Below are 25147 nucleotides of genomic sequence, written 5' to 3' on the forward strand. Positions count from 1 at the left end.
CGCCACCCCGGACCCCGGCGCCAGGTCGACCCCCGGTACGATCGAGCGCCATGAACCCGGGCAACCACACTGCAACCGAGCCACTTTGCGAACTCACCGAGGGCATGCCCATCGTGGTGGGAGGCGACCGCATCGTGCGGGTCACCGCCGAGCTCGCCAGCTCGTTCACCGACGGCGACCGACTGTTGACGGTGCCCAGCACCGGCGCGCTGTTGCATGTACCCGCCTCGGTTGGGCGGGTCACCGAAGCGGCGGTCGGACGGGCCGCTGCGGCGTTCGCCGACATGGGTGCGGTGTCCGATCAGGCGGTCACTGCGTTCTTCGAAACGTTCGCCGACCGTCTGGCCGACGACGCCATCTTCGCCCCGATTGCCATGGCCAACGCGGCCGATATTGCGGCCGCCCAGGCCAAGAGCCGCTCCACCACCCGCCTGGTGCTGAGCGACACGATGCGCTCCGACATGATCGACGGGCTCCGCACCTGGGCAGCGGCCCCGTCGGGACGCGACCAGGTGGTCGACCGCGTCGAGCACGAGGGCTGGCTGGTGGAGTTGCAGCGGGCCGGGCTGGGCGTCGTGGGTTTTGTATTTGAGGGACGTCCCAATGTTTTCGCAGACGCCTGCGGGGTGATCCGCTCGGGTAACACCGTGGTGTTCCGGATTGGGTCCGATGCGCTGGGAACCGCTGAAGCCATCGTTGAACATGCCCTCAACCCCGCCATCGAGGCCGCCGGGCTACCGGACGGTGCGGCGTCGCTGGTTGCCGCTTCCGAGCGGTCCGCCGGACACGCGCTCTTCTCTGATCAGCGCCTTGCGCTCGCAGTGGCCCGTGGCTCGGGTGCGGCGGTCGCCCAGTTGGGTGCCGTGGCCCAAGGCGCCGGGGTGCCCGTCAGCTTGCACGGCACCGGTGGCGCCTGGATCATCGCCGGCGACTCGGCGGACGCCGACCGTCTTGAAGCGGCAGTGACCGCCTCGCTCGACCGCAAGGTGTGCAACACGCTGAACACGGCCATCGTCCTGCGCAGTCGGGCCGACGAACTGGTGCCCCGCGTGCTCGCCGGCCTCGCTGCGGCGGCTGCAAGTCTCCACACCAACCCGAAGCTCTGGATGCACGAGTCGGCAACCGGTTTGGTGCCCGACTCGTGGATGGCCGAAGCCGCCATCGCCAGAGCCGAGGGCAACGTGACGGAGCCGGGTGCCGAACCATTGGACGAGACGGGTCTGGGCCGGGAATGGGAATGGGAGGGTTCACCTGAGATCGGCCTGGCGGTGGCCGATGACCTGGCTCAGGCCATGAGCTGGTTCAACGAATGGTCGCCCCACTTCGTCGTTTCGATCGTCGCCGACGCGACCGACGAGGCCGAGGCCGCCTACCAGGGCTTGGACGCACCGTTCATCGGCAACGGCTTCACCCGCTGGGTCGATGGCCAATACGCATTCGATCGGCCAGAGTTGGGACTCTCCAACTGGGAACAGGGTCGGCTGTTCGGCCGGGGCGGGGTGCTTTCGGGCGACTCGGTGTTCACCCTGCGGGCTCGGGTGCACCAAAGCGACCCGTCGGTGCACCGCTGAGCCGACGCCCACTGCCGGTTACGACGCTCGGAGCGTCCAGACCCCATCTCGGGACCATCGCCCCTGTGCGGTGAGCCACTGATGCGGCATCCTGGCAACCATGTCCGATCTCTCGCCCCCTCCTCCTCCCCCTCCGGTTCTGCCGACCCCTCCACCTGGCGAGCAGGTCCAGGCCACCATCCCCGGCATTATGAGGACGGCCGGCTTCCTGGGGGTGAACAGTCGCCTCCACACTCTGGTGATCACCAACCAGCGCCTGATTTTCGCGCGTCTCACCGGAGCCGAGTTGAAACGGGTGGTCAAGGGCCTCAGCGAGGGTGCCAAAGCTGAGGGTAAGGACTGGAAAGGCCGGATGCGGGAGCGGGCGGGTGCCTACCAGGCACTCGCTGACGAGTGCGCCGCCATGAATCCAGATGATCTGTTGGCCCAACATCCGAAGAACTTCGCAGTCGACCGGGCCACGATCACCAAGGTGAGGTTGCGAACGGTCGACAGGTCGGAGGCGGGTCCCGAGGACCGCCTCACCATCACGACCACCGGGAAAAAGTACAAACTGGTCCTGACCGTCACATCACTCAAGCGAACCGCCAAAATCCTGGCCAAGGCACGCTTGCTGTAGCCGAAGTCATACCCTCCGGGTGTACATGGATACCCCCCTAGGGTATGATGGACCCATGAGCGATGATGCGGACGTTGCGCCTGGGTATGCAGAGACCAAGGCCGCGCACCTGCGGCGGCTGCGGCGCGTCGAAGGCCAGGTGCGCGGCCTGCAACGGATGATCGAGGACGACAAGTACTGCATCGACGTGCTGACGCAGATCTCAGCCGCCAATCGGGCGTTGCAGTCCGTCGCATTGAACCTGCTGGACGAGCACCTCCACCATTGCGTCGCCCATGCCGTGACCACCGGGGGCGACGAGGCCACCGTCAAGCTCAACGAGGCCTCGGCAGCCGTTGCGCGCCTCGTCCGCAGTTGACCGCCACGGTCCAGCCAGGCCGCTCCCTCTCGAAAGGATCCAGACATGACGACTCACACCCTTTCCACCAAACCCGGCGACGCCGCATCGCCGGACCTCTGCTCCCTCGACCCCACCGAGCTGTCGGTCAGCGGCATGTCGTGTGCCAGTTGCGCCGCCAAGGTCGAACGAGCGCTGAACGAGCAGGTCGGTGTCACCGCCACGGTGAACTACGCCACCGCATCGGCCTACATCAACCGTGACTCGACCACCCTCACCGTCGACGACCTCATCGGGGTGGTTGAGGGTCTGGGCTACGGCGCCGAACCCGCACCAACGGACAACGACGACCTGGAGGAGGCGGCCGAGGCTGATGACGCCGCCGCCAAGGCACAGGTGCACGACCTGAAGATTCGCTTTTGGGTCTCGGCCGCGCTGGCCCTGCCGGTCATGGTGATCTCGATGGTGCCGGCCTGGCAGTTCCGAGGCTGGCAATGGGTTGCGCTCGCATTGACCACCCCCGTGGTGGTGTGGGGAGCACTTCCGTTTCACCGGGCGACGTTGACCAACCTGCGGCACGGGACGACCACCATGGACACGCTGGTCTCGCTGGGCGTCTTGGCCGCCTACGGGTGGTCGCTCTGGGCGCTGTTCTTCGGCGGCGCCGGTGAGCTGGGCATGAAGATGGATATGAGCTGGCTGCCCGCCACCACCGGTTCGGGGGGCATGGGGGACATGCCCGGCATGGACCACACAAGCGGCGCCGCCCCTCACGAGCTGTACCTCGAGGTTGCCGCTGTCGTCCCCACGTTCCTGCTGGGCGGACGATGGGCAGAAGCCAGGGCCAAGCGCCGTGCAGGTTCGGCGCTTCGCTCGCTGCTGCGGCTCGGGGCACAGGAGGCACGGGTGGTCGCCGCAGACGGCACCGAGGTCACCGTGCCCGCCTCCGCGGTGAACGTAGGACAACTCCTCGTCGTGCGCCCCGGGGAGCGCGTCCCCACCGACGGGGAGGTCACCGGTGGCACCAGCACCATCGATGCCAGCCTGCTCACCGGCGAGTCAGTGCCGGTGGAGGTGGTCCCCGGCGATGCGATCACCGGCGCCACGGTCAACCTGTCGGGTCGCCTCGAGATGCGTGCCACCAGGGTGGGGTCCGACACACAGCTGGCGCGCATGGGTCGTTTGGTCCGTGACGCCCAGGCCGGCAAGGCCGACGCACAACGCCTGGCCGACCGGGTATCGGCCGTATTCGTTCCCATCGTGCTCCTGATCGCCGCCGCTACCCTGACGGCCTGGCTGGCCCTCGGGCAGCCGGTCGATGCCGCCATCGCGGCCGCCGTTGCCGTGTTGGTGATCGCGTGTCCGTGCGCACTCGGCCTGGCGACGCCCACCGCCCTTCTGGTTGGTACCGGCCGTGGCTCACAGCTGGGCCTGCTGATCAGCGGACCGCAGGTGTTGGAGGCCACCCGGGATATCGATGTGATGGTTTTGGACAAGACCGGCACGATCACCGAGGGAATCATGTCCCTCGTCGATGTGGTGCCCGGCCCCGGGACCGAGCGGGCCGAACTGCTCCGCCTGGTCGGCTCCGCCGAGTCGGGCAGCGAGCACCCCATCGCAGCTGCAATCACTGACGCTGCACGCTACGAGTTGGGCGATCTGCCCCCCGTCGAGTCATTAACCAACCATCCGGGGCTGGGGGTTCGAGCCACCGTGATCTCTTCCGGCGAGCACACCCTGGTTCTGGTCGGCCGTCCCGGTCTGCTCGCTGATGAAGGTCTGGTGTGGCCCGAGGGTCTGAGGTCTCGCGCGGACGAGTTGGGGTCGGACGGGGTCACGGTGGTCGCCGCCGGTTGGGACGGCACGGTGCGCGGGTTGCTCACGGTGGCCGACACGGTGCGGCCCGACAGCGAGCGGGCGATCGCCGCGCTCGTCGAGCACAACATCACCCCGTGGATGGTCACCGGCGATGCCGAGCCGGTGGCTCGGGCGGTTGCCGAGCAGGTGGGCATCGACCCCGATCACGTCGTGGCCGGGGTCATGCCCGAGGACAAGGTCGCCATCGTCGCTCGGCTTCAGGGCGAGGGGCACCGTGTGGCCATGGCGGGAGATGGGGTCAACGATGCCGCCGCGTTGGCCACTGCCGATTTGGGCATCGCCATGGGTTCGGGTGCCGACGTGGCGATGGAGGCGTCCGACCTCACCATCGTGTCGGGTGCGCTGATGGGCACCGTCGATGCCATCCGGCTGTCGCGCTCCACGCTGGGCACCATCAAGGTCAACCTGTTCTGGGCCTTCGGCTACAACGTGGCTGCGATCCCGCTGGCCGCGGTCGGCCTCCTCACCCCGCTGATCGGCGGGTTGGCCATGGCGGCGTCATCGGTGCTGGTGGTGCTGAACAGCCTGCGGCTGCGCCGGTTCCAACCCACCCGGTAGCCCGTCCGGGCAGAGGCATCGGGATGGAGCCGCCGGGCCAGGGTCACGTCAAACGGCGGTCCCGCACCGGCCCAAGCGGCTAGGGCTAGGTCTGAGCCAGTTGCTCCACCGGGTGCTTGCGCTTGCCCGGGGTGAAGGTCACCGGCATGTGCTTGATGCCCTGAATGAAGTTGCTGCGTAGACGCTCGGGCTCACCGACCACCTTGATATCAGGCATACGGGTGGCGATTTCGGTGAAGATGATCCGCAGCTCGGCCTTGGCCAGGTTGGCGCCCAGGCAATAGTGGGCGCCGCCACCGCCGAAGCCGATCTGGTCGTGGGCGTTATGGCGCTCGATGTTGAAGGTGTCAGGATCCTCGAACACCGTCTCATCCCGGTTGGCCGACACGTGCCACATGACGATCTTTTCGTCAGCGTCGATCTCGACCCCGCCAAGCTCGGTGGGTGCTGAGCTCTGACGACGAAAGTGCAGCACAGGTGAGCCCCAGCGAACCATCTCGTCCAGCGCGTTGGGGATCAACTCCGGCAGGTTGCTTTTCAGCAGGTCCCATTGCCCGGGCGTGCTCGACAGCCCGTGCATGCCGTGGCTGGTTGCGTTGCGGGTGGTCTCGTTGCCGGCGACGGACAGCAGCAACATGAACATGCCGAACTCGTCGTCCGAGAGCTTGTCGCCCTCGATCTCGGCGTTCAGCAGCTTGGTGACGATGTCGTCCTTGGGGTCGTTGCGACGCTGCTCTCGCAACTGCTCGGAGTAGATGTACAGCTCGGTGGCCGCTGCGGTGGCCTCCGGCATGTCGGAGACCTCGCCGTCGGCGGTGTATTCCGGGTCCTGGGCCCCGATCATCGTGTTGGTCCAGTCGAAGAGCAGGCGTCGGTCGCCTTGGGGTACGCCCATGATCTCGGCGATCGCCTGCAGCGGCAGCTCCATGGCCAGTTCGGTCACAAAGTCGCATTCCCCCTTCTCGATCACGTTGTCGACGATGATCTCGGCACGGTGCTGCAGGTACTGCTCCAACAGGCCGACCATGCGGGGGGTGAAGCCCTTGTTGATCAGTCGGCGGTACCGGGTGTGCAGCGGAGGGTCGGTGTCGATCAGCAGGCTGCCGCGGCTGTCGAACCCCGACGGTTGTGGCTGATCGTGCATCAGCGAGCCCTCCATCTGTGAGGAGAACAAGGTGGTGTCGCGGTTCACATGCGTCAGATCACCGTGCCGAACCACATTCCAGAACCCGGGTGCGCGCGAGTTGGGGTCCTCATGCCAGGAGACCGGGGCCTCCTCCCGCATTCGTCGGAACATGGCATGGTGGTCGCCTCGGACGTATTGGTCCAGGTCCAGCACGTCGACGAAATCGGGCTGCACTCGCTTGGTCACGTTGATTCCCCCAGCATGGGTTGCTGCGCCACGCCTTTGTGGCGCTTCATGCACAGAAACGAGAACCGGTTCTCGTTTTTTGCACCATAGAACATTCGTCGTTCAACGGACACATGGAGGTGCGCGCCATCGGTCACAGCACCCACCCGCTCCAGTTCGTCGCCCCACTGCCGGACGCGACAAGATCGGACCGCAGGGCAACGCGAGGGGGGACCATGACGGCAACCAACAACGACTGGATTGCGCCGCTTCAGGCGGTACACACGGCACCGGGTCCGGTCCCCAACGGATTCGAGGCCACCTCAATCAACGTCCCGGACGAGGTCTTGGATGACCTGCGCCTCCGTCTCGGCCACACCCGCTGGCCCGACGAGCTGCCCGACGCCGGCTGGGCATACGGCACCAACCGCTCCGTCCTTCAGAGTTTGTGCCGTGCCTGGCGTGATACCTACGACTGGCGGGCCACCGAGGCGCGGCTCAACGCCTGGCCGCAGTACCGCACCGAGGTCAACGGCACGCCCATCCACGTCATCGTCGCCCGCTCGCCCGAACCTGACGCCATGCCGTTGCTCCTCACCCACGGGTGGCCCGGCTCGATCACCGAGTTCCTCGACGTCATCGAGCCGCTGCGCAACCCCGCCGCCCACGGAGGCGACGTCGCTGATGCCTTCCATGTCGTGGTGCCCTCCCTGCCCGGGTTCGGCTTCTCGGGTCCCACCCCCGAACCAGGATGGGATGTGAAGCGGGTGGCCGAAGCCTGGGCAGAGCTGATGGCAGGCCTTGGTTTCGATCGGTATATCGCCCAGGGAGGCGATTGGGGCAGCTTCGTCTCGACCTGGCTGGGCCTGGTCGACCCCGAACACGTGGCCGGCGTTCACCTCAATATGGCGGTCGGCTTTCCTGGCGACGGCGAGATCACCGACGCTGAGGCTGTCGATCTGACCGCCATGGGCGACTTCCTGGCCAATGGTTGCGCCTACCAGGAGATCCAAGGCAAGAACCCGCAGACCCTGGCCTACGGCCTGAACGACTCCCCCGCCGGTCTGGCCGGATGGATCCTCGAGAAGTTCTGGGCTTGGACCGACCATGACGGCGACCTGTTCGACGCCGTTGGACAACAGGCGATCCTCGACAACCTCACCACCTACTGGGTCACGGGCACCATCGGCAGTTCAACCCGGATCTACTACGAGACGATGAAAACCGGCCGCTTCGCCACCCACGACGCCAAGGTCGAGGTGCCAACCGCCGTCGCCCAGTTTCCGGCCGAGATCACCAAGCCGCCCCGTTCGTGGGTGGAGGCCGGCTACAACCTCCAGCGCTATACCCGCTACGACCGGGGCGGGCACTTTGCCGCCCTCGAAGAACCCGACCTGCTGATCGACGATATCCGGGCCTTCGCCCAAACCGTTCGCTGAACAACCACGCGTCTCAGTGAATGGGTTGGTGAGCGCCCTCGTTCGCAGCCCGCAACCTTCGGGTGGTGCTGACCAGCACGCGCCGGGCCAGGCCGGGCACCTCATCCAACAGCGTGGAGAATTCGCGTGTGCCGATCACCAGCAGTCGCATCGGGCTGGTGGCCGTCACGGTGGCCGAGCGAGGGCCGGCATCGATCAACGCCAGTTCGCCCACGTACTGGCCGGGGCCGACGGTGGCCAGCAGTTCACCGTTGCGCACCACGTCGGCGGTGCCCTCCTCGATCACGAACGCCTCCTGGCCCGCGTCCCCCTGTGACATGAGCACCCGCCCCTCCTCGACGTTGAGTTCGTCGACGATTCGGGCCACGTCGCGCAGTTCCTTGGTGCTGCACTCGGCAAACATGGACAACGCTCCAAGGCGTTCCAAGTAGGCGTCCATCGGTGTTCCCCCCACGGTTTCGCCGGCCGCTCCCAGCGGCGGGCACGTTGCAAAGGTAGGACATCGAGGCGGTCGGTGCCGCCCAAAAGTTCCCCGTGTCGCACCTTTGGCAGTAGATTGGAGCCGTTATGGCGACCTCCACCGAGACTCCCAGCGAGACCGACACCGGCGCCAAGCGCCGGTTCCGTCCCTACCAAATCGCGCTCGTCATCGGCGGTGGCTTTGCGGCCATCACCGCTGCGTCCTATGTGGCCGAGCAGTTGTGGGCCGAGCACTGGGCCGAAACGTATGCCGAGGAGCAGCCGATCTCCCGGCTGATGTTCAACAACATCCCGGGCTGGCTGCGCCTGTCGTTCTACGTGCTGGTGGTCGGCGCCATCCTGTATGGCGCCTTCAACTTCTCCAATCGGGTGCGCAACTGGGAACGCGGTGGGCCCGACGATCGTCGCACCAAGCCCAAGAACGTCAAGAAGCGCTTGGAGAACATGCGCTCGGGCCTGTACATGCAGACCCTGCTGCGCGACCCGGCCGCCGGCGTCATGCACAGCTTCATCTACTTCTCGTTCTTGGTGCTGCTCGCCATCACCACCATCGGCGAGATCAACCTGCAGCTGCCGGTGGCCCTCAAGTTTCTGCACGGCGACGTGTACCGGGCCTATGCCTTCATCGCCGATCTCGCCGGCGTGTTCTTCGTGGTTGGTCTGATCTGGGCCGTCGTCAGGCGCTACGTGCAGAAGCCCTACCGCATCCGCATCAAGACCAAGGCCGACCACGCCATCGGGCTCGGCGTGCTGCTGGCCATCGGGGTCACCGGGTTCATCGCCGAGGGTTTCCGCATCGCTCTTGAGGGCATGCCCGAGGGCGACAACCTGGCCTTCATCGGCTACCCCCTGGCTCACGCTCTGAAGGGCATGGGTGGGCTCGAGTGGTGGCACCGCACCTGGTGGATCGTGCACATCCTCTCGTTCATCGCCTTCCTGGTGGTGCTGCCAACCACCATGCTGCGCCACATGTTCACCTCGCCGATCAACATGTATCTGAAGGATCGGGACCGCCCCAAGGGCGCCATGAAGGCCATGCCCAACCTGATGGAGACCGAACTGGAGACGTTCGGCGCCTCGGTGGTGGAGGACTTCACCTGGAAGCAGTTGCTCGACACCGACGCCTGCACCATGTGCGGCCGCTGCACCTCGGTGTGTCCCGCCTCGGGCACCGGTAAGCCGCTGGACCCACGCGAGATCGTGCTGAAAACCGGTGAGGTCATGGCCGCCACCGGCGACCCACAGGTCAGCCCACCCATCGCGCTCGACGGCGAGATCACCATCGGCGCCAACAGCCTGTTCGAGCGCATCACGCCCGAGGAGGTGTGGGCCTGCACGTCGTGCAAGGCGTGCGACGAGATCTGCCCGGTCAACATCGAGATCCTCGACAAGATCCTCGACATGCGCCGCTACCTCACGCTGATGGAGTCCAACTTTCCCACCGAACTCGGCTCCGCCTACCAGGGCATGGAAAACCAGGGCAATCCTTGGGCGATGCCCCAGAGCGACCGGGCCAAGTGGGCCGACAAGGTCGACGGCATCAAGATCCTCGAAGGCGGCGATCCGCTCGAGGCTGAATACCTGTACTGGGTCGGCTGCGCCGGCAGTTTCGACGACAAGAACCAGAAGGTCACCCAGGCGGTGGCCAAGCTGTTGCAGCGTGCCGAGGTCAGCTTCGCCATTCTGGGCCCGTCCGAGCAGTGCACCGGCGACCCGGCCCGCCGTTCCGGCAACGAGTACATCTTCCAGATGCTGGCGATGCAGAACATCGAGACGCTCGACTCGATGGGCGTGAAGAAGATCATTGCCCAGTGCCCCCATTGCTTCAACACCATCTCCAACGAGTACCCGCAGTTGGGTGGCCACTACGAGGTGATCCATCACACCGAGCTGCTCGAGCGCCTCATCGACGAGGGCTCGATCGACATGTCGGGCACCAACTTCGCCGAGCGGATCGTCTACCACGACAGCTGCTACCTGGGCCGCCACAACGACATCTACATGGCACCACGCAACATCATCGCCTCCATCGGCGGCGTCGAGGTGGTGGAGGCGCCCCGCAACGGCACCGACGGCATGTGCTGTGGCGCCGGTGGCGCCCGCATGTGGATGGAGGAGCACACCGGCAAGCAGATCAACGTGGAACGCAGCCAGGAACTACTGGCCACCGGCGCCACCCGCATCGCCACCGCCTGCCCGTTCTGCTACGTCATGATCGACGACGGCGTCAAGGGCGAGGGCGTCGATGAGGACGCCGTCAAGGTGGGCGACATCGCGCTGCACCTGCTCGAGGCCCTCGAAGAGGCCGAGACCCCGGTAGGCCTGCCCCTCAGCGCGGTGACCAACCCGGTGTAGAGCGTCGCCTATTCGAAGATGGCGCTTGCATAGTCGGGATCTCGCGTGCGATGGTTTGTTGAACCATTGGCTTCACCGGGGGGCACCATGCAGCGTTCCATCACATCCACTCACCGATTCACCCGGCTTGCCGGCGTTTTGATGATGATCTGTTCGACGTTGGCGCTGTTACCGAGCACCTCTGGCGCCGCCACCAAAGGTGATCTGGCCGACATCGACGTCGCCCACCACGGCGAAGACGACTACGTGGTGGCCACGCTGTCCAACACCGGCACCATCAAGGTGGAACCCGTCGACTGCACCGAGGACACCACGTGTTCCAGGCATGGCTGGACCACGCTGGGCACCGGGTTCAAGGCGATGCTGATCAATCAACTTGACTACTACGGCACCGTCCTCGTAACCGGCCGACGCGCCAACGGCGACACCTGGTACCGCAAAGGCTCGTGCGGCGAGACGTACTGTTCGTGGGATTCCAAGTGGCGCAGCATCGGCGGCAAGGTTGTGTCGGTGCGGAGCGCTCCGGCAAACAACGAGGACTGCGTGCATCTGGCTGCGCTCGGCCCAGCCGGCGGCGTCTTCCAGGCCAAGATCTGCGACTACGGGTTCGACGGATGGACCTCGCTGGGTGGCAAGCTCGGCCAGGTCGGCGTCGACTGGGACGGGCAGGTGTATGGCACCTCCCGAGCGGGGGCGTTCTACTACGTCGAGTCGGCCCGCTGGCGTTGGGGCGGCGGCAAGATCACCCAACCGGTCAACGCCGACTTCGACATCGACCTCAAGTGCGGCCTATCGGCCAAAAAGGGCGTGTGGTGCTTCGATGTCTCGAATCGCACCTGGACCAACTACGGCGGCTACTGGCGTAAGCTGGACGATGCCCAGGTGGTCGCCGGGATCTCCAAGAGCTGGTCCTTTCAGGTGTTGCGTTCCAACTCGATTCGCGACTGGGGCGGCAGGCTCAATCAAGCGGCAGCGGCGCACTGTCTCAGTGTCGGTGTGGGCGGCGACTACCGACCGTGGTACCGCAACTCCTGCTACGGCTATAGCTGGTACCGGCTGTAGCTCGGGCCTCACGCTGATCGACCGAGCCTCAGCCCGTCGTTCCGGTGGAGGGCTCATCGTGCGGGCCGCTGTCAGCCCGCCCTCCTGCAACCACCAGGGTGATCACGTATCCAGCGCCCCCGTCTCAACGTTCATCAGCAACGTTGAGACGGGCAGCAGACCACCCTCCTGATGCGCGGGTACTGCGACACCAACATCAAAGAGACCCGCTGGTCATCTCCCGCTGAGCCTCAGCGGCCCAGAGCTCAGGCGTCGGGGTAATTGGCCGCATAACGCGAGGCGACCGCGCCCTGCTGACCCTGGTATTTGGAACCAAGGCCGGGGTGCCCGTAGGGGCGCTCCGCAGAACGATCGAGGTGCTGGAACACCATCTGGGCCACCTTCATGCCAGGGCGCAGCAAGATCGGCAGCGTCGACACGTTGGACAACTCCAACACGATGACGCCGTGAAAGCCCGGGTCGACAAAGCCCGCTGTGGCATGCACCTGAACACCGAGCCGGCCAAGGCTGGACTTGCCGTTCACCACCCCCACGATGTTGTCGGGAAGCCCCAGGGTTTCAGCGGTGTGGCCCAGGGCGAACTCACCAGGGTGCAGCACAAAGGGCTCGCCGTCGGGCACCTCGAGTGACTCCATCAGCGCATCGTCCACCGTGATGGGATCGATGTGGGTGAGGCGGGTATTGCGCATCACCCGAAACTGCCGTCCCAGACGGACGTCGACCGATGCGGGCTGCACCAGATCGGGGTCGTAGGGGTCGAACACCAACGCACCCGAATCGATGAGTGCACGGATAGAGGCATCGGCAAGGATCACGCTGTCGAAGCTAGTGCCGAGCCCTCAACGAGGCGCCGGCAGGGCCGGCGTTGTGCTGTCGCAGCGTTTCGGCGATGGAGTATCCTCGCCGGTTACATGGTCGGGTCTGCCCATCGCTTCTGCGAACGGCCGGCTTTCACAGAGGGGGATCGACAGGTATGACAAACAAGGTGAAGGGCGCCGTGGGCGCCCACCCGGTGTTGGCGGGGTTGGGTGTGCTGGTACTGGTCTGCGCCGGCGTCGGCGCGTTCGTCTACAACCAAATGTTCGGCCTCCAAACCACCGTCGTCTACTTCGGTGTCCCCGACGCCCCCACCCTCACCGCCAAACCCGACGAAACCCTGTACCGAATCGACGCCACCAAATCCAAAATCACCTACAACGTCGACGAAAAACTCGCCGGCACCACCCACACCGCCACCGGAACCACCCGCGGCATCGCCGGTGACATCGCCCTCAACACCAACAACCCCACCACCTCACGCGTCGGCGACATCGTCATCAACGTCCAACAACTCACCTCCGACCAACAACTCCGCGACGAACGCCTCCGCCACGACTACCTCGAATCCAACGACTACCAAACCGCCACCTTCTCCCCCACCAAACTCGACGGCCTCCCCACCAAAATCAGCCAAAACACCCCCTACCCCTTCACCATCACCGGCAACCTCACCGTCAAAGAAACCACCAAACCCGCCACCCTCAAAGCCACCGGCACCCTCAACAACAACACCCTCACCATCAACGCCACCACCACCATCTCCCTCTCCGAATTCAACATCGGCCCCATCAACATGGTCGGCTTCGCCCAATCAGGCGACAACGCCAAACTCACCTTCAACCTCACCGCCATCAACGCCGCCGACTTCGAAGACACCGACCGCGTCGCCGCCGAACCAACACCCCAACCCCCCAAACCCACCAACACCTCACCCTCCTTCGCCAAACAGGTCAAACCCATCCTCGAAACCAGCTGCGCCTCATGCCACCAAACCGGCGAAGCAGGCGCACCCTTCTGGGAACTCACCAACGCATCAGACGCCGTCCGAATCGCCGACGGCCTCGCACTCATCACCAAATCCGGCTACATGCCCCCCTTCCTCGCCACCAACAAAGGCATCCCCCTCCAACACGACCCACGCCTCACCACCACCCAAATCACCACCATCGAAGACTGGGCCAAAGCCGGCGCCCAACTCGACACCCCCAAAACCACCCCCATCAAGGCGCCCGACGACGTGGCGCTCCACCCGAGGGCCGACAAGACCCTGACGGCGGAGGCCCCCTACCAGGGCTCAACGTCCAAAACCAACGACTACCGCTGCCTGGTCATGGACCCCCAGGTCACCAAGCCAACCGTCGTGACGGGCTACGAGTTCGTGCCCGACAAGAACGAGTTCGTCCACCACGCGCTCGTGTATCGCATGTCTGCCGATCGCCGGAAAGGCATCGATGAACGCGACGCCGCGGACCCCGGCACCGGCTACGAGTGCTTCGGCGGCGTGGGCGCAGGCGGCGGTGGGCTGAGCCCGTCGGGACGATCACGTGGTTCCTCCCTGGTGGCCGGATGGGCGCCCGGAGGTCTGCCTGGCCGCTATCCGGACAACACGGGGCTGAAGCTGGAACCCGGCGACTTCTTCGTCACCCAGATCCACTACCACTACGTGCACGCTGCACCACCGGACCAGAGCGAACTGGTGCTGCAGGTTGGCGAAGGCGATGCCGCGGACTACGACGACGTACAGGTCAGCCAGTACCTCGCACCCGCCGAGATCCCCTGCATGCCCGACGAGAAAGGCCCGTTGTGCACCCGTGAAGCGGCCGTCAAGGCGCTGGGTGAGGAGTTCGGCCCGGCTGCGCCCATCATCGCCGATGGACTCAACGCCATATGCGGTTCGACCCCGGAGGAGACCGCCAACGTCGACGCCAACGGCATCTCGACCACCGGTTGCGAGCACCAGGTTTCCTCCCCCGGCAAGCTCTTGTCGGTCAACGGGCACATGCACGAGTTGGGTCGCACGTTCCGCATGACCCTCAATCCCGACACGCCGGATGAGAAGATCCTGCTCGACATCGACCGCTGGGACTTCAACTGGCAGTTCAGCTATGTACCCAAGGAAGACATCACCCTGACCAAGGACGACGTCATCAAGGTGGAGTGCTCCTGGGACCGCAACCTGATCAACCCCCAGGCGGAACCTCGATGGGTCACCTGGTCCGAGGGCACCGAAGACGAGATGTGTTTCTCCACGGTCGCCACCGTCAAGCCCCGAGAGTGAACAACCAGCCCGAGCAGACGTCCTCGGTGGAGTCGTCCGAGTCAACCAACGGCCCGCGTGCCGGTCGGAGCGGGCGCAACGTGGGCCTTGCCCTCGTCGGGCTCGCCATCATGGTGGCCGTTGGTGGTGCCTGGTTCGCCCTCACCGGAGGCGCCGCCGACCACCGCTACGTCATCCCGAAGGGCACTGCGGCGCGTCTCGACAATGGCGAACTGATCGAGATCATCCCCCGAGAACTCAGCCTCAAGGCCGGCGACACGCTGACCGTGGTGAACCATGACGTCGCCGACCACTTCGTGAGCGTCACCCAGGTACCTGCGGGTCAGACCGTTACCTACGAGTTTCCCAGTCCCGGGGTGTTTGATGGCGCGTGCACCGTGCACCCCCGGGGCTCAGTGCGTATCGACGTCACCTGAGACAGCGCCGGGTGGCCTGCCGGGCCGGCATGCCTCCGGTAGCCTCAATCGCCCGTCCGCCGACCGAAATGAGCACAGTCCATGGTTGGTCGGGTCCGCGGGATGACGGCACAGCATCCGGTGTTGGCGGGGTTGGGTGTGCTGGTACTGGTCTGCGCCGGCGTCGGCGCGTTCGTCTACAACCAAATGTTCGGCCTCCAAACCACCGTCGTCTACTTCGGTGTCCCCGACGCCCCCACCCTCACCGCCAAACCCGACGAAACCCTGTACCGAATCGACGCCACCAAATCCAAAATCACCTACAACGTCGACGAAAAACTCGCCGGCACCACCCACACCGCCACCGGAACCACCCGCGGCATCGCCGGTGACATCGCCCTCAACACCAACAACCCCACCACCTCACGCGTCGGCGACATCGTCATCAACGTCCAACAACTCACCTCCGACCAACAACTCCGCGACGAACGCCTCCGCCACGACTACCTCGAATCCAACGACTACCAAACCGCCACCTTCTCCCCCACCAAACTCGACGGCCTCCCCACCAAAATCAGCCAAAACACCCCCTACCCCTTCACCATCACCGGCAACCTCACCGTCAAAGAAACCACCAAACCCGCCACCCTCAAAGCCACCGGCACCCTCAACAACAACACCCTCACCATCAACGCCACCACCACCATCTCCCTCTCCGAATTCAACATCGGCCCCATCAACATGGTCGGCTTCGCCCAATCAGGCGACAACGCCAAACTCACCTTCAACCTCACCGCCATCAACGCCGCCGACTTCGAAGACACCGACCGCGTCGCCGCCGAACCAACACCCCAACCCCCCAAACCCACCAACACCTCACCCTCCTTCGCCAAACAGGTCAAACCCATCCTCGAAACCAGCTGCGCCTCATGCCACCAAACCGGCGAAGCAGGCGCACCCTTCTGGGAACTCACCAACGCATCAGACGCCGTCCGAATCGCCGACGGCCTCGCACTCATCACCAAATCCGGCTACATGCCCCCCTTCCTCGCCACCAACAAAGGCATCCCCCTCCAACACGACCCACGCCTCACCACCACCCAAATCACCACCATCGAAGACTGGGCCAAAGCCGGCGCCCAACTCGACACCCCCAAAACCACCCCCATCAAACCCAAGGGCAAGGTGATCAACAGAATCGACCCCGACGTCACGTTGCAGGCCGATGCCCCGTACCAAGGCTCCACCAAGCTGACCAACGACTACCGCTGCCTGGTCATGGACCCCGAGCTCAAGACCGACACGTCACTGACGGGCTACGAGTTCGTGCCCGACAAGAACGAGTTCGTCCACCACGCACTGATCTTCCGTATGGCGGCCGACCTACGCCCCACCGTCGATGCGCGAGACAAGGCCGACCCTGGCACCGGCTACGGATGTTTCGGCGGCGTGGGCGCCGATGAGGTGGTCCCCAGCCCCAGCGGCATGGGCGGCGGAACCGACCTGGTGGCCGCATGGGCACCGGGACAGAGCAGCGGCACCTTCCCCGACGGGTCGGGTATGCGCTTGAACCAGGGCGACTTCTTCGTGGTGCAGGTGCACTACCACTTTGTGCACGCGGCACCACCCGACCACTCCGAACTGGCCCTGCGGTTCGGGAAGGATCCGGTCGACGACTACGACGACATCGCGGTCACCCAGTACCTCGCACCCGCCGAGATCCCCTGCCGACCCGACGAGAAAGGCCCGTTATGTGGCCGGGACGCCATGATGGACGACCTCGCAGATCGTTACGGATCGTCAGCACCAGTGATCGCCGACGGCCTCAACGGCATGTGCGGCGGCACGCCCGAGATGAACGCCAACGTCGATGAGGACGGCATGTCGTACTCATCGTGTGATCACTGGGCCCTGGGGACCGGGCAGGTCGTGTCGGTGTTCGGACACATGCACGAGTTGGGGGTGGGCTTTCGCCTCACCCTCAACCCGGACACGCCGGACGAGAAGATCCTGCTCGACATCGACCGCTGGGACTTCAACTGGCAACTCAACTACGAACCTGCCGACGAGGTGGTGATCAAACCCGGCGACATCGTGCGGGCGGAATGCTCGTGGGACCGAGACCTGATCAACCCACAAACCGAGCCCCGTTGGGTTTCGTGGGCCGAGGGCACCGAGGACGAGATGTGCTACTCGGCGCTGACCACGCGTGAACAGCATTGGACCGGGACGGAACAGCCACCTGATGGTCCCGAGATCGAGCCGGGACTGATCGATCCGATCACCCTGGAGGCCGACTCGCCCGAGGCCGCCGACTAGGTCGCCCAGGCTATCGGCGGCCCGAGCTTCCTGAGCGGGCGCGACCGCTGCCCGAACCCGAGTTCCCTCGGCTCGAACCGCCGCCGGAGTTGCGAGGGTTTCGACGCTTGTTGCCACCCCCACCCTTCGGCCGAGACGGCTCGTGCACTGGCACCTGTGCGCGCACGCTCGGCACGAAGGCCACCTCGCTGTCGGCCTGGGGCAGGCCAACCTCACGCTGCAGTTTGCGGAGGTCTTTGCGCTGATCCGGCTGCACGAGCGAGACCACCTGGCCCTCGGCGCCCGCCCGGGCGGTGCGACCGGAGCGGTGCACGTAATCCTTGGGGTCGGGCGGCAGATCGAAGTGCAACACGCAGGCCACGCCGTCGACGTGGATCCCACGCGCGGCAACGTCGGTGGCCACCAGCGCCGCCACCTTGCCGTCGGCGAACGCTTCCAATGCCCGGGTGCGCTGCCCCTGGGAACGCCCACCATGGATCGGCGCCGCTTTGATGCCCACGCGCTTGAGTTGCTTCGCCACCCGGTCGGCGCCGTGGCGCGTGCGGCAGAACACCACCGTCGGGCCTGCGTCATCGATGAGATCAGCGGAAAGCGCCAGCTTCTGAGGGCGGTCGGCTTCGATGAAGCGATGGCTCACGGTGGAAAGGTCGGGTTCGGTTTCCCCAACCTCGTGGCGCACCGGCTGATGCTGATAGCGGTCGACCAGTACCTTCACGTCGTTATCGAGTGTCGCCGAGTACAGCTGAGTCTGGCGGCGCTTGGCCGTCATGTCCAACAGCTTGCGGACCGTGGGCAGAAAGCCCATGTCGGCCATGCGGTCGGCCTCATCGATCACCACCTGGTCGACGTCACCGAGGCTGACACAGCCCTGCTCGATCAGGTCGGTCAACCGTCCTGGACATGCGACGAGGACGTCGACGCCCCGGTTCAGCGCCGAGCGTTGTGGATTCATGCCGACGCCGCCGTAGACGGCCAGCACGTTGCGGCCCCTGGCCGCCGCCAGCGGCTCAAGCTCGCGACGGATCTGTTCGGCCAACTCACGGGTGGGAGACAGCACCAGGGCGCGCGGCTTGCGCGTGGTGCCGCGCCCCACCTGGGCGACCAGTGGCAGGCCGAAGGCCAGCGTCTTACCAGAGCCGGTTGGGGCACGAGCCAGCACGTCACGGCCGGCGAGAGCGTCGGGGATGGCAGCGACCTGGATGTCAAACGGGAAGACGATGCCGGCGCGTTCAAGCACGGCGGACAGGTCGTCGGGCACGCCAAGCGCGCGGAACGAAGGAACGGGGGTATTCATTGAGGGGGACTTTCCTGTTGTGCCCAAACCCCGAGATGGGCACGAGCGAAGAACGACCAGCCTAACGCGAACCTTGTCGGTGCTCAGCCGAGTGAGCCCGATGACACTTACCCCGGAAGTTGGGCCGTTGCGGTCAGGGCGTACTCCACCGGGCAGACCCCGGTCGGAAGCGTCAGCAGGTGGCGCACCACCTCGCCGATCACCTCGGGGTCGATGCCACGCTCGGCCACGCTGTGTTGCCACTGACGGCGATGTTCATCGTCGGCATCGTCGGCCAGGTTGGTCCGCACGAACCCCGGCGACACGGTGGTGACCGCAATGCCGTCGGGTTGCAACTCCATCCGCAGCGCATCGCCCAGCGCGTGGACGGCGAACTTGGTGGATGCGTAGACGCCACCGTCCACGCTCGCCACCCGGCGACCGGACATCGACGACATGTTGATGAGGTTGGGGTGTGCGCTCCGGCGGAGGTAAGGAACGGCCGCATGGGTGGTGGCGAGCAGACCCATGACGTTCACCTCAAAGGCGGCCCGCCACACCTCGGGGTTGGTGGCCGTGGGCGACCCCAGGTCCATGCGACCGGCATTGTTGATCAGGCCGTCCACCCCGCCCAGTGCTTCCGCCAACTCCTGGACCGCCGTTGTGGCCGCCGCCAGGTCGGCCACATCGGCGCTGCGCCAGGCCGCGCCAAGTTCGTCTGCGAGCGCGGCGAGCGGCTCGACCCGTCTGGCCAGCAGACCAACCGATGCACCCGCCTCCACACACGAGCGTGCAATCGCCTCGCCGATACCGGATGAACCGCCGGTCACGATTACCCGGCGACCATCCAACGACTTCGGTGCCCCGTCCATGAGCGCAGGGTAGGACATGACAGCCTGCGAGATCGCCTCTCAACGATGGTTGGCATCCCACTTACCTGCAACACCGAGCCGCCTTAACATCTCAAGGCGCAACGCAACCCCGGGGGATCTCCATGACCACACGTTCGATTCGATCAGCGACGGCCAAAGCCGCCGCCGTGCTTGCAGTGGTGCTCGTTGCCGCCTCGTGCGCCGCCGCAGCCGGGCCACACACCGGTTGGGCCAAGTATTCCATCGCCCCAGGAGCGCACTCGGCCACGGTCGACGCCAACGGTGGCACCAGCCCCATCGCTGGTCTCACCAGTGTGTCGTCGCGGACGTTCAAGTTCTTCTTCGACTCCTCCGCCAAGTACGTCATCACCGATCCCACCCAGCCCAGCGACCAGTTCGACTACAACAAGCTGCCCGGCTTCTCGGACTGCGGGGACATCGACCTGAGCAAGAACGGTGCGATGTTTGGCTGGCGCTGGAGGTTGGATACCAACCCGAAGCGTCTTGAGGTGGTGCAGTACGCCAACAACAACGGCACTCACCTCTACCCGTCCGCACCGCTCCTCAGCCTCAGCGAGGCCGAGGTGGACGGCGAACACCCCCTGACCTACTCGGTTCGCATCGGTGGCCCCAACAACTCCAAGTACCTCTTCTCGGTCGAGGGCACGCTGCCCGGTCGGTCGGTCAACGTCAGCGCCGAACTGCCACGCCAGTGCCCCTCCACGTCAACCACCGGTTCAAAATGGGCCTCCGGCTTCTACTTTGGCGGCACCTCGACCGCTCCGTCCACCATCACCGGGTGGATTCAGGAAGGCTGATCACGCTGCCCTGCCAGTGACCACCATCGGCGCCGGGGTGTGGACCGCCGGATGCCATCGCCGATACACGTCTCCCTCGTCAGGGTCCGATGGGCGACACTGGAGCCATGGCAGGCGGCTCACACAAACCGATCCCCAGCGAACGGGGCTTGCAGGTCACCGAGCGTCTCACCATCCCCGAGGGCGAGTTGAGCTGGCAGTTCACACGATCCGGCGGCCCCGGCGGACAGCACGCCAACACGTCCGACACCCGCGTTGATGTGCGCTTCGACATCGCCAACTCGGCCGTGCTCGACGACCGGCAGCGCTCACGGCTCACCCAGCAATTCGGTGACGAGGCCCGGGTGATCGTCGACCGTCACCGATCACAGTGGAAGAACCGGGTGGAGGCCCGTTCGCAGCTGGCCGGTCGGATCAGGGCGGCGCTCGCTCCGCCCAAGGCGCCGCGCCGGGCCACCCGCCCCACCCGCGGCTCCCAGCGGCGACGCCTGGAGGCCAAACGCCAACAGAGCGAGAAGAAGGCCAACCGTCGCCGCCCGGCCGCAGACTGACACCACGCCGACGGTTGCCGCCCTGCTACAACAACAATTCGAGCTCCCATTCGGTGTAGAGGTCACGCGGCGGCTTGAACGTGTCGGTGCGACCCGTGCGGGTGAACCCAAGGCCGGCGTAGAGGGCGTCGGCGCCGTGATTGGCACTCGCCACCCACAACACCACCCGGCGGAATCCTTCGCTCCCGGCTCGCTCGACCACCGCACCACTCAAGGCGACCGCTGTCCGACGGCGCCGACCCGCCGGGGCGACCCACAGGCCGGACAGGTGCGCAGCGGTTGGGTTCTCGCGGTCCGGGCTGGAGGTCACCACGCCCACGTCGACCCCGTCGAGCACCGCCACCCAGGTGTTCACCGAGGCCAGCCGGGCCCTCCATTCGTCCTCGGTCAGGCCGATCTCCTCCGAAAGCAGCTTGAAGAACGACTGCGGGTCCTCCCTCAAACTCGCCAGGCGCAGCGCCCGCACCCGATCCCACTGCTTGGGACCAACCGCCTCGATGGTCAGCGTCGGCTCGGTGAGGTCCACGCACCGATTCTCTCAGGGCCATCGCCATCCTCTCAACAGACCGATCCCACCCAAGGCTCCGGTAGCCTGAGGTGGTGAGCGTTCTCCCGGACTACACCACCATCGGCCCACCCCCCGCAGCGATCCCAGCCGCCACTGCCGCTGACGGCGCCGCCGAGCGCTGGCGGGCCGAGGCCGCTGCCATTGCGGGCGACGAACCCGGAGACCTCAGCGTCGCCACGCCCGAGGGCATCGACGTGGCTGTGTTGTCGACCGCCGCCGACACCACCGACCTGGGCTTCCTCGACGGCCTGCCCGGTATCGCCCCCTACGTGCGCGGCCCGTACCCCACGATGTACACCCAACAGCCGTGGACGATCCGGCAGTACGCCGGATTCTCCACCGCCGAGGACTCCAACGCCTTCTATCGTCGCAACCTGGCCCAGGGCCAGAAGGGCCTGTCGGTGGCCTTCGACCTGGCAACCCATCGGGGGTACGACTCCGACAACCCACGGGTATCGGGCGACGTGGGCATGGCCGGCGTGGCGATCGATTCGATCTACGACATGCGCACGTTGTTCGACGGCATCCCGCTGGACAAAATGTCGGTGTCGATGACGATGAACGGCGCCGTGCTGCCGGTGCTGGCGCTGTACGTGGTCGCCGCCGAGGAGCAGGGCGTCTCGCCCGACAAGCTGGCCGGCACGATCCAGAACGACATTCTCAAAGAGTTCATGGTGCGCAACACCTACATCTATCCGCCCAAGCCCTCGATGCGGATCATCTCGGACATCTTCTCGTTCGCCTCGCAGCACATGCCGAAGTACAACTCGATCTCGATCTCCGGCTACCACATGCAGGAGGCGGGGGCGACGGCCGACCTGGAATTGGCCTACACGCTGGCCGACGGCATCGAGTACGTACAGGCCGGCATCGAAGCCGGCATGGACGTCGACACGTTCGCCCCCCGCCTCAGCTTCTTCTGGGCCATCGGCATGAACACCTACATGGAGGTGGCCAAGATGCGGGCCGCCCGACTGTTGTGGGCCGGATTGATGAAGCGACACTTCAACCCCAAGAACCCCAAGTCGCTGTCGCTGCGCACCCACAGCCAGACCTCGGGCTGGTCACTCACCGCCCAGGATCCGTTCAACAACGTGATGCGCACCTGCCTGGAGGCGATGGCCGCCACCCAGGGACAGACTCAGAGCCTGCACACCAACGCGCTCGACGAGGCCCTGGCGCTGCCCACCGACTTCTCGGCCCGCATCGCCCGCAACACCCAACTGTTCCTCCAACAGGAGTCGGGCACCTGCGACGTGATCGACCCGTGGGGCGGCAGCCACCACCTCGAGTCGCTCACCGCAGCGCTGGCCCGCAAGGCACTCGCCCACATCGCCGAGGTGGAGGAACTGGGCGGCATGGCGGCCGCTATCGAGGCGGGAATCCCCAAGCTGCGGATCGAGGAGGCGGCCGCCCGCACCCAGGCCCGCATCGACAGCGGACGTCAGCCGTTGATCGGCGTGAACGCCTATCGTCCCGAAGTGGAGGATCCCCTCGAGGTACGGGTGGTGGACAATGCCGCGGTGCGAGCCGGACAGATCGCACAACTCCGTCGCCTCCGCGAGGAGCGCGATGAACCGACGACCACCGCAGCGCTGGATGCGCTGACCAAAGCGGCCGACACCGGCGAGGGCAACCTGTTGGCCCTGGGCATCGATGCCGCCCGCGCCATGGCGTCGCTGGGCGAGATCTCCGATGCTCTGGAGAAGGCCTATGGTCGCCATCAGGCACAGATCAAAACGATTTCAGGGGTGTACCGCAGCGAGATGGGCGAGAACGCAACACAGGTCAACCTGGTCCGCGAACAAGTGGACCGCTTCGCCGAGGTCGAGGGTCGACGGCCACGCATCCTCCTGGCCAAGATGGGCCAGGACGGCCACGACCGGGGCCAAAAAGTGATCGCCTCGGCCTTCGCCGACCTGGGCTTCGATGTGGACATCGGCCCGTTGTTCCAGACTCCCACCGAGGCGGCCGCCCAGGCGGTGGAGGCCGACGTACACATCGTGGGCGCCTCTTCGCTGGCCGCCGGACACCTGTCGCTGGTACCCGAGCTGCGCGACGCACTGGCGGCGGCAGGCCGTGACGACATCATGATCGTCGTTGGAGGCGTCATTCCACCTCAAGACTTCGAGACACTGCGCAAAGCCGGCGCAGCGGCAATCTTCCCGCCCGGCACCGTGATCGCCGAGGCGGCAGGCGGCCTGCTCGACCAACTGATGGAATCGCAGCACACCTGAGCATCGGCGTGGTCACCGATTCGATGGGCCATGATGGGCCCATGCATCTGACCGTTGTGGACCATCCCCTGGCCCAGGCGGCCCTGACCGTGCTGCGGGACGAATCCACTGAGGCCGCCGGATTTCGGGCGGCCATGAACGCGCTCGCCATCATGCTGATCTACGACGCCACCCGGGAGTTGTCCACCCAGGACATCACCGTGACGACGCCGCTGACCGACACGGCTGGGGTGCGCATCGACGCGCCGCCCTACGTGATTCCCGTGTTGCGAGCAGGTCTGGGCATGCTGGCCGGGGCGCTGACCCACCTACCGGACGCACCGACCGCGTTCGTGGGAGTGGCCCGCAACGACGACACGCTGATCCCCGAGCCGTACCTGAACTCGTTGCCCGGCGATCTGGACGGCCGAGATGTGCTGGTGCTGGACCCCATGTTGGCCACCGGCGGCTCGCTCGCTCACGCTGCCGAGTTGATCGGTGACAGCAATCCCGGCAAGGTCACCGCCGTGTGTGTTCTGGCCGCGCCGGCCGGCGTCGCCACGCTGCGACGCACCGGTGCGGTGGACGCCCTGGTTCTGGCATCGATCGACGACCACTTGAACGATGATGCCTTCATCGTGCCGGGGCTCGGCGATGCCGGCGATCGTCTGTACGGCCTCGCCTGACGTTGTGAGCAGCAAAAGTGCCCAATGTGGACACATCTCATGCTCACAACCACCTGGGAGGACATGACCGTGGGGTTCACTCGGGCCGAACTGGAGCACTTTCGCGACGCACTGGTGCCCGACATGATCGGGCCGGACCTCAAGCTGCTGTTCGTGGGGATCAACCCCGGACTCTGGAGCGCGGCTGCGCGGACCCACTTCGCCTCACCCAGCAACCGCTTCTATCCTGCGCTGCTGAAGGCGGGCATCATCGAGCGGGACGTCGACCGCTCCGACGGCATGTCCGATGCCGACCGTGACTACCTCCTCGGCCGAGGCCTGGGCATCACCAACGTGGTCCATCGCGCAACCGCCAAGGCCTCGGAGCTGACGCGCGACGAGCTTCGAGCCGGTGGTGAACGACTTCGAGCATGCGTTGCCCTGCACCAACCGGCCGTGGTGGCGGTGGCCGGCATCACCGCCTACCGGGATGCGTTCGCCCGCCCGAAGGCCACCACAGGACTCCAGGACGAGACCTTCGAGGGAATCGAACTGTGGGTGGTGCCCAACCCCAGCGGGCTCAACGCCCACGAAACCGTCACCTCCCTGGCAGCGGCCTATCGGGCGCCGGCAATTGCCGCCGGCATGGGACTGCACCCGACGGGCGACCTGCACTGAACCATCTACGACGTTGGCGACAGCGTCGTCATCGGCCGGTGCCAA

21 protein-coding genes are annotated in these 25147 nt (G+C 65.8%); 15 read left to right on the forward strand and 6 right to left on the reverse strand.

Features of this window, described 5'->3' with window-relative positions; translation table 11 throughout:
- The first annotated feature begins 50 nt into the window (after nucleotides 1-50).
- From MPARV_RS0107260 to MPARV_RS0107275, 4 genes are all read left to right on the forward strand, one after another.
- Nucleotides 51-1571 carry an aldehyde dehydrogenase family protein gene (locus MPARV_RS0107260; RefSeq protein ID WP_012229667.1) on the forward strand — a complete coding sequence of 507 codons (1521 nt, stop codon included), beginning with the start codon at nucleotides 51-53 and terminating at the stop codon, nucleotides 1569-1571.
- A 100-nt stretch (nucleotides 1572-1671) separates the two neighbouring features.
- Complete coding sequence (locus MPARV_RS0107265; protein WP_157789502.1) at nucleotides 1672-2190, forward strand: hypothetical protein; 519 nt, start codon at nucleotides 1672-1674, stop codon at nucleotides 2188-2190.
- Between the two features lie 55 nt (nucleotides 2191-2245).
- Nucleotides 2246-2548 (forward strand): metal-sensitive transcriptional regulator, encoded by a 303-nt coding sequence (locus MPARV_RS0107270; RefSeq protein ID WP_020377770.1) that lies wholly within the window; start codon nucleotides 2246-2248, stop codon nucleotides 2546-2548.
- Between the two features lie 45 nt (nucleotides 2549-2593).
- The gene (locus tag MPARV_RS0107275; RefSeq protein WP_020377771.1) at nucleotides 2594-4963 is read left to right on the forward strand and encodes a heavy metal translocating P-type ATPase; all 2370 of its coding nucleotides are present in this window, start codon (nucleotides 2594-2596) and stop codon (nucleotides 4961-4963) included.
- 85 nt (nucleotides 4964-5048) lie between these two features.
- Here MPARV_RS0107275 and MPARV_RS0107280 read toward each other — a convergent pair whose 3' ends face one another.
- Nucleotides 5049-6335, reverse strand: a complete 1287-nt coding sequence (locus MPARV_RS0107280; protein WP_012229674.1) for a cytochrome P450 — start codon at nucleotides 6333-6335, stop codon at nucleotides 5049-5051.
- Nucleotides 6336-6448: 113 nt separating this feature from the next.
- Between MPARV_RS0107280 and MPARV_RS0107290 the strand changes: the two genes are divergently transcribed.
- Nucleotides 6449-7753, forward strand: coding sequence for an epoxide hydrolase family protein (locus MPARV_RS0107290; RefSeq protein WP_020377773.1), 1305 nt, complete (start codon nucleotides 6449-6451; stop codon nucleotides 7751-7753).
- Between the two features lie 13 nt (nucleotides 7754-7766).
- On the opposite strand, the gene MPARV_RS0107295 is transcribed toward MPARV_RS0107290, so the two are convergent.
- Nucleotides 7767-8192 carry a cyclic nucleotide-binding domain-containing protein gene (locus MPARV_RS0107295; protein ID WP_012229679.1) on the reverse strand — a complete coding sequence of 142 codons (426 nt, stop codon included), beginning with the start codon at nucleotides 8190-8192 and terminating at the stop codon, nucleotides 7767-7769.
- A 128-nt stretch (nucleotides 8193-8320) separates the two neighbouring features.
- Between MPARV_RS0107295 and MPARV_RS0107300 the strand changes: the two genes are divergently transcribed.
- A complete protein-coding gene (locus tag MPARV_RS0107300) occupies nucleotides 8321-10588 on the forward strand; it encodes a (Fe-S)-binding protein (RefSeq protein ID WP_012229680.1) in 2268 nt (755 codons plus the stop codon).
- 87 nt (nucleotides 10589-10675) lie between these two features.
- Nucleotides 10676-11650: a hypothetical protein gene (locus MPARV_RS0107305; RefSeq protein ID WP_020377774.1), complete on the forward strand. Its 975-nt coding sequence runs from the start codon at nucleotides 10676-10678 to the stop codon at nucleotides 11648-11650.
- Between the two features lie 245 nt (nucleotides 11651-11895).
- Here the strand turns inward: MPARV_RS0107305 and dcd are convergent, their stop codons facing one another.
- Complete coding sequence (dcd, locus tag MPARV_RS0107310) at nucleotides 11896-12465, reverse strand: dCTP deaminase (RefSeq protein WP_020377775.1); 570 nt, start codon at nucleotides 12463-12465, stop codon at nucleotides 11896-11898.
- 158 nt (nucleotides 12466-12623) lie between these two features.
- On the opposite strand from dcd, the gene MPARV_RS0107315 reads away from it, so the two are divergent.
- The 3 genes from MPARV_RS0107315 (at nucleotide 12624) to MPARV_RS0107325 (ending at nucleotide 17461) form a co-directional block, all read left to right on the forward strand.
- Nucleotides 12624-14747, forward strand: a complete 2124-nt coding sequence (locus tag MPARV_RS0107315; RefSeq protein ID WP_020377776.1) for a YceI family protein — start codon at nucleotides 12624-12626, stop codon at nucleotides 14745-14747.
- The gene (locus MPARV_RS0107320; protein WP_012231256.1) at nucleotides 14744-15163 is read left to right on the forward strand and encodes a cupredoxin domain-containing protein; all 420 of its coding nucleotides are present in this window, start codon (nucleotides 14744-14746) and stop codon (nucleotides 15161-15163) included. Before MPARV_RS0107315 ends, MPARV_RS0107320 begins: the two co-directional genes overlap by 4 nt.
- A 102-nt stretch (nucleotides 15164-15265) precedes the next feature.
- The gene (locus MPARV_RS0107325) at nucleotides 15266-17461 is read left to right on the forward strand and encodes a YceI family protein (protein ID WP_020377777.1); all 2196 of its coding nucleotides are present in this window, start codon (nucleotides 15266-15268) and stop codon (nucleotides 17459-17461) included.
- A 10-nt stretch (nucleotides 17462-17471) separates the two neighbouring features.
- On the opposite strand, the gene MPARV_RS0107330 is transcribed toward MPARV_RS0107325, so the two are convergent.
- Nucleotides 17472-18755 carry a DEAD/DEAH box helicase gene (locus MPARV_RS0107330; RefSeq protein WP_051011902.1) on the reverse strand — a complete coding sequence of 428 codons (1284 nt, stop codon included), beginning with the start codon at nucleotides 18753-18755 and terminating at the stop codon, nucleotides 17472-17474.
- 107 nt (nucleotides 18756-18862) lie between these two features.
- Nucleotides 18863-19606: an SDR family oxidoreductase gene (locus tag MPARV_RS0107335; RefSeq protein WP_157789503.1), complete on the reverse strand. Its 744-nt coding sequence runs from the start codon at nucleotides 19604-19606 to the stop codon at nucleotides 18863-18865.
- A gap of 122 nt (nucleotides 19607-19728) precedes the next feature.
- On the opposite strand from MPARV_RS0107335, the gene MPARV_RS0107340 reads away from it, so the two are divergent.
- Together MPARV_RS0107340 and arfB are read left to right on the forward strand one after the other, a co-directional pair.
- Complete coding sequence (locus MPARV_RS0107340; protein WP_020377780.1) at nucleotides 19729-20424, forward strand: hypothetical protein; 696 nt, start codon at nucleotides 19729-19731, stop codon at nucleotides 20422-20424.
- 107 nt (nucleotides 20425-20531) lie between these two features.
- Complete coding sequence (gene arfB, locus MPARV_RS0107345) at nucleotides 20532-20975, forward strand: alternative ribosome rescue aminoacyl-tRNA hydrolase ArfB (RefSeq protein ID WP_100221277.1); 444 nt, start codon at nucleotides 20532-20534, stop codon at nucleotides 20973-20975.
- A 25-nt stretch (nucleotides 20976-21000) separates the two neighbouring features.
- On the opposite strand, the gene MPARV_RS0107350 is transcribed toward arfB, so the two are convergent.
- Complete coding sequence (locus tag MPARV_RS0107350; protein ID WP_020377781.1) at nucleotides 21001-21501, reverse strand: GNAT family N-acetyltransferase; 501 nt, start codon at nucleotides 21499-21501, stop codon at nucleotides 21001-21003.
- A gap of 71 nt (nucleotides 21502-21572) precedes the next feature.
- On the opposite strand from MPARV_RS0107350, the gene scpA reads away from it, so the two are divergent.
- From scpA to MPARV_RS0107365, 3 genes are all read left to right on the forward strand, one after another.
- Nucleotides 21573-23780, forward strand: coding sequence for a methylmalonyl-CoA mutase (gene scpA, locus MPARV_RS0107355; RefSeq protein ID WP_012229973.1), 2208 nt, complete (start codon nucleotides 21573-21575; stop codon nucleotides 23778-23780).
- 41 nt (nucleotides 23781-23821) lie between these two features.
- Nucleotides 23822-24445, forward strand: coding sequence for a uracil phosphoribosyltransferase (upp, locus tag MPARV_RS0107360; protein WP_031277605.1), 624 nt, complete (start codon nucleotides 23822-23824; stop codon nucleotides 24443-24445).
- 69 nt (nucleotides 24446-24514) lie between these two features.
- Nucleotides 24515-25102 carry a mismatch-specific DNA-glycosylase gene (locus MPARV_RS0107365; RefSeq protein WP_031277607.1) on the forward strand — a complete coding sequence of 196 codons (588 nt, stop codon included), beginning with the start codon at nucleotides 24515-24517 and terminating at the stop codon, nucleotides 25100-25102.
- Nucleotides 25103-25147 lie beyond the last annotated feature (45 nt).

This window comes from Candidatus Microthrix parvicella Bio17-1 (assembly GCF_000299415.1).
In the GTDB taxonomy this organism is placed as follows: domain Bacteria; phylum Actinomycetota; class Acidimicrobiia; order Acidimicrobiales; family Microtrichaceae; genus Microthrix; species Microthrix parvicella.